Genomic DNA, 1,058 nt, shown 5'->3' with positions numbered 1-1,058 from the left:
ATGCCGATTTCCTGGCTCTCACGTGTCGTGTTACGCCCCAAGAGGAAGTCGTCATGAGTGTCCAGGGAGTCGAGTGTCAGATCACGACCGGCGCTCAACACGCCGCTACCGCCAGCACTGACCTCGGAGGCCAGCAGGGTCAGGTCACGGCCCGCCAGCAGCGCCAGGTCGCCGCCCGCCGACACACTGGCGCTGCGGTCGAGTGCCACGCGGTCACTGATACCACCCCAGCGCTGCTCATGGTCCAGCGTGCTGGCAATGTCGAGATCGCGACCGGCGGCCAGTTGCAGGCTGCCGGCGGAACTCACCTCGGCACCGGCCACGGTGATATCGCGCCCGGCGCTGGCGAGCAGTTGGCCGGCGGCGTCCGAGACGTAGAGCCCCGCCACACGCTCCGTGGTGCTGGCCAGGGTCAGGTCGCGACCCGCCTCCAGACTCAGCGATTCTCGTGCGGCAATCTCGCCGCCCAGGTTGGCGATGTCCCGCCCGGCGGTGAGGTTGATCTGGCCACCATCAATGCGGCCTTCCAGGTTGGTGAGGTCGTCGCGCGCCTCGAGATCGATCAGGTTGCCGCCGATGCTACCGCCCAGGTTGGCGATATTATCGGCGGTGAGGCTGACCACCTCGCGCCCGGCCAGGGTGCCGGAGTTGAGCAGGTCGCCGGCGATATCCAGCTGTAGGGAGTTGCCGGCGATCAGGGTGCCGTCGCCGGTGAAGTCGCCTTCGCGTACCCGTACGTAGACCTGGGGCACCAGGACCTCGACCGTACTGCCGTCGTCAAGGGTCATGGTCTGCTTGACCAGCCACACGATATCGCTGGTCAGTTGCGCCATCTGCTCGGCGGTCAGTGCCACGCCGGGGCGCAGGTCGTGCTGTTCGGCGAAGGTGATGCCAGCGTTCATCAGGGCCCGGTACTGGGCGTCGTCGTCTCCGTATCCCTCCAGGTAGCGCTGCCCGGTGAGTTGCATGATCTGTTCGTTGATCAGCCGCTGCTCGTAGAAGCCGTCGCCGAGGCGCCGCTGGGTCGTGCTCGGGTCGCTCGCCAGGGCATCGAGCAT

1 protein-coding gene is annotated in these 1,058 nt (G+C 66.9%); it reads right to left on the bottom strand.

Features of this window, described 5'->3' with window-relative positions; translation table 11 throughout:
• A partial coding sequence (locus HP566_RS01470) for a hemagglutinin repeat-containing protein (protein WP_249975484.1) occupies positions 1–1,058 on the bottom strand: 1,058 nt, incomplete at both ends.

The sequence above is a fragment of the Vreelandella olivaria genome (assembly GCF_023507745.1).
GTDB classification, from domain to species: domain Bacteria; phylum Pseudomonadota; class Gammaproteobacteria; order Pseudomonadales; family Halomonadaceae; genus Vreelandella; species Vreelandella olivaria_A.
Note: the sequence above shows the minus strand (reverse complement) of the source record. Positions and strands in the feature narration are given on the sequence as shown.